Annotated in this window: 3 protein-coding genes; 2 read left to right on the plus strand and 1 reads right to left on the minus strand. The window is 58.5% G+C overall.

What is annotated here, in order from left to right; genetic code table 11:
* Positions 1 to 70: 70 nt before the first annotated feature.
* On the minus strand, positions 71 to 994 hold the full coding sequence (locus ACHHTY_RS11890; protein WP_395494381.1) for a manganese-dependent inorganic pyrophosphatase: 924 nt from the start codon (positions 992 to 994) through the stop codon (positions 71 to 73).
* A 900-nt stretch (positions 995 to 1,894) separates the two neighbouring features.
* Between ACHHTY_RS11890 and ACHHTY_RS11895 the strand changes: the two genes are divergently transcribed.
* Both ACHHTY_RS11895 and ACHHTY_RS11900 read left to right on the plus strand, forming a co-directional pair.
* Positions 1,895 to 2,095: a cold-shock protein gene (locus ACHHTY_RS11895; RefSeq protein WP_395494382.1), complete on the plus strand. Its 201-nt coding sequence runs from the start codon at positions 1,895 to 1,897 to the stop codon at positions 2,093 to 2,095.
* Between the two features lie 206 nt (positions 2,096 to 2,301).
* Positions 2,302 to 3,585 (plus strand): class II fructose-bisphosphate aldolase, encoded by a 1,284-nt coding sequence (locus tag ACHHTY_RS11900; protein WP_395494384.1) that lies wholly within the window; start codon positions 2,302 to 2,304, stop codon positions 3,583 to 3,585.
* Positions 3,586 to 3,682: the final 97 nt, after the last annotated feature.

Below are 3,682 nucleotides of genomic sequence, written 5' to 3' on the forward strand. Positions count from 1 at the left end.
GCCCCCGCCGACTTGAGTCGACGGGGGCTTTACGGTTTTCCGGTTCGGCTTAAGAGCCGGGCGCTTTAACTTAGGCGCCGAAGGCCGCCTGCAGGGGCGGTACGGTCTGCTTCTTGCGGCTCATCATGCCGTCAATCCACATGGTGTTGTTGGCGAGCTTGCCGTTGAAGGCCTTTTCGATGATGGCCGGATCGTCGGAGAGGACCAGCAGTTCCGAGCCTTCCTTGACCACGTCGGTCAGCATCATGATGACGGAATGCCGGCCTTCGGCCTTGACTGCTTCCAGGCCCTTGACCAGATCGGCCCGCATCGGGGCGACCTGATCCAGGGTGGCCAGTTCCAGCTGGCAGATGCCGACCTTCTTGCCGCCCATGTCGAAATCCTTGTAGTCGCGGAAGATCAGGTCTTTGATCGGTACTCCGTCAACGGCGGACTTGGCTTTGAGCATCTCCATGAAGAGCCCGTCGGTGTCGCTGACGCCGGCAACAGCGACCAGATCCTTGACCGCGGCCTTGTCTTCGTCGGTGCAGGTCGGGGACTTGAAGTTGACGGTATCGCTGAGGATGGCGCAGAGCATGGCGCCGGCGATGTTCTTGGGCAGCTCTACGTTGTTGTTCTTGAACATTTCATTGAGCACGGTGCAGGTGCAACCCACCGGCTTGGCGTAAAAGAAGATCGGGCTGCCAGTGGTGATATCACCGATTTTGTGGTGATCGACAACAGCCACCACGTTGGCGTCCTTGATGTTGGCCGGAGCCTGGGCGATGTCGCTGAAATCCACCAGAGCCACGTCCTTGCCGGCGGCATCGGTGAAAGATTCCGGCTGGGGCAAGCCGAATTTGTCCAGCACCAGTTTGCTCTCGGGGTTGAGTTCGGTACCCTGTACGACGGGGATGGCGTCGGTGCCGGTGGCCTTCAGGTAATGGGCGAAGGCGATGGCGCCGGCGACGGAATCGGTATCGGGGCTTGAATGACCTACAACATAGACGGACATACGGTTTCCTCCTTGCATAATTGACTTGCGGTGGGATGTGTGGCTAAAGACCACGACCAAACAACGAAAATGTCGGCAGCGCCGACTGGCAAAGCCTGGCTGCCGGTTGTTTTCCTCCGGCCTTAGCCAAGCCTGTTGAATGCCCTGGGCAAGCCTGCAAAATGGTGGCCATCGCCGGTAAAGCAACGGGGCCAAGACAGGCTGCGAGCTTTGGGTTTTGTCATTACCGGCCAACGGGCCTTAGGCCTTTTGGAGCCGGACGACCAAGGGGTCGTCGTCACTACAATCCGCATTGACGACAGGGCTTGAGCCTTTTGGGCCAGCCACTGAAAATAAAGGAAAGATAGTGGGATTAGCTTTTCTCGTCAAGGATAAAGATAGCCGCACCCGGGAGAAAATGGCAAAAGATCGAGGGGCCTGCCAAGGGTTTGGCTTTCCCCCATTGACAGACTCTGCTCCGGCCAGGATTATGATACCGATTTAACGTTCCTCTTGGCCAGGCTACGGCCATGTATTCGCGCAACCTGGGGAGACACCGCCAAACTACCACATGGCGAAGAGAGTGGCCCTGATGCCCGGAGCGGCCCCAAGGATTATTTCAACTAAGCAACTGTGCTTATTTTTTGCCTTATTTGGTTTTGCTTGATTTTTCCCCTTGCCTGGACTTTCGGTCCGTGGTAAAGAGATGGTGTGTTTTTATAGACGCCGTCGCTGCGCAGCACCATTTGTGATTGCAAAATTACGAAGAAGCAAACCGCACAGGCTCTTTTGTCCGTGCGGTTTTTTAGTATGGGCGGTCCGACGGCAAGCCGAGTTTATTTCCATGGTTGATCAGCCTGGAGGCTCGGCGAACTTATCAAGTGGTCCGCAGGACCGCGTCCAGCAGAGGAGTAGTAGATCATGGCAGAAGGCACTGTAAAGTGGTTCAATGACGCAAAGGGGTTCGGCTTTATCGCTCAGGACGGCGGCAGTGATGTTTTCGTGCATCATTCCGCAATTATGGGGCAGGGCTTCAAGTCCCTGCAGGAAGGAGCCCGGGTCGAGTTCGAAATTGTCGACGGTCCCAAGGGACCGGCGGCCAGCAACGTCCGTCAGCTCTAAAATTTTTATCCTGAATTGAGTCAGCCAAAGCCCCGCACTTTCGAGTGCGGGGCTTTTTTTTGCCCTGCCGCCGCCCAAACAAAGAGCTGGTCGCGGTGAAAGCCGCTATTCAGTTGTTGCGCAGCCCGCCCTGCTTGGCTATGCTCTTGATGATACTGCTTGCTGCTTCCGTTTACTGTTAATTGACTTATTGCAGGAGGTTTACCATGAGCGTGGTTAAGGCCGATTTTGACCGGGCGCTGGCGGTGGGGCGCCCCCCCAACATTGCCCGGCTTTTTCCCAACTCCCGGGCCCTGATCGTCAGCGGCAAGGTGATCGACCGGGCCCTGCTGACCAAGGGCCGCTGCATGACCATCGCCGCCAACGCCCGCAACAGTTTCATCATCCGCGGGGCCCTGGCCGCCGCCCAGCGGGCCAATGCGGCCATCATCATTGAAATCGCCCGCTCCGAAGGGGGCGCCAAGGCCTATTGCCCGATCAATTATTGGAACATGGCCACCATGGTGGACGCGGCCATGAACGAGTTGGGGATTACCGTGCCGGTGGCCATCCACGCCGACCATTACGGGATCAAGAAGGAAAGCGACATTAATTTCGCCAAGGTGGAAATCCCCACACTGTTCGAGGCCGGGATCACTTCGATTGCCATCGACGCCTCCCACATGCCCGACGACAAGAACCTGCTGACCAGCCTTTCCTTGAGTCAGCTGGTGCCCGCCTGGGCCGGTTACGAGACCGAAGTGGGGGAAATCAAAGGCACCAGCGGGCTTTCCACCCCCGACGAGGCCCTCTTCCTGATCCAGGGCCTCAACGCCCACGGGGTTTTTCCGGACTGGATCGCCCTCAACAACGGCACCACCCACGGAATCGAAGCCAGTGACGCCGGCATCGACGTGGAACTGACCCGCACCATTCACGACCAGCTGGCCCCCTACAAGGTTTCCGGGGCCCAGCACGGCACCTCCGGCAACTCCTCGGAGCGGCTGCGGGCCATCGCCGAGCTGACCCGGACCACCAAGGCCAACGTTGCCACCGCTCTGCAGATGGTTTCCTGGGGGGTGGAAGTCAACGACTACGGCAACGCCCAACTCGATGGCGACGGCCGCTTTATCAAGGTGAAAAACGAGGGGGTCACCGAGGCCATGTGGGCGGAAATGGTGGCCTACGCCGATGCCCAGGGCTGGAAGGGTGGCAATTACAAGAACTTGAACTTACCCTTTGAAAACCGCCTGCTGGGCCAGCCCCTGGCCATCCGTCAGCGGATGTGCAAGCGGGTGGAGGATTTCGTTTACAAGCTGTTGAGCGAAGTATTCAACGCCGAAGACACCGCCGAGCTGGCAGTGGCGGCCATTATTCAGCAGGGCGGCTACGATCTAGGGCCTAAAAGCGAACGGCTGGAAGATCCGGCCGACTGGACCGGGGATAAAATCGCCGCCCGCGCCGCCAGCCTGGACAGCGACAAGGGCCCGGCCGGCGACTTCGACGACTAGCGACTAGCAAAGTGTCTTGGGCTGCCTGCCCGAGGATTACCTCCCTGGCAGGCCCCCATTTACCTTAATCGGCGCCGAGCAACCAAAAAAGCCGTTA

Origin of the sequence: Desulfurivibrio nitratireducens (assembly GCF_044068515.1) — a bacterium.
Lineage (GTDB): Bacteria > Desulfobacterota > Desulfobulbia > Desulfobulbales > Desulfurivibrionaceae > Desulfurivibrio.

Excerpts from the sequence above, each read along its gene's own strand:
- ACHHTY_RS11890 (WP_395494381.1), bottom strand. The coding sequence starts at position 994 with ATGTCCGTCTATGTTGTAGGTCATTCAAGCCCCGATACCGATTCCGTC.
- ACHHTY_RS11900 (WP_395494384.1), top strand. The coding sequence starts at position 2,302 with ATGAGCGTGGTTAAGGCCGATTTTGACCGGGCGCTGGCGGTGGGGCGC.
- ACHHTY_RS11895 (WP_395494382.1), top strand. The coding sequence starts at position 1,895 with ATGGCAGAAGGCACTGTAAAGTGGTTCAATGACGCAAAGGGGTTCGGC.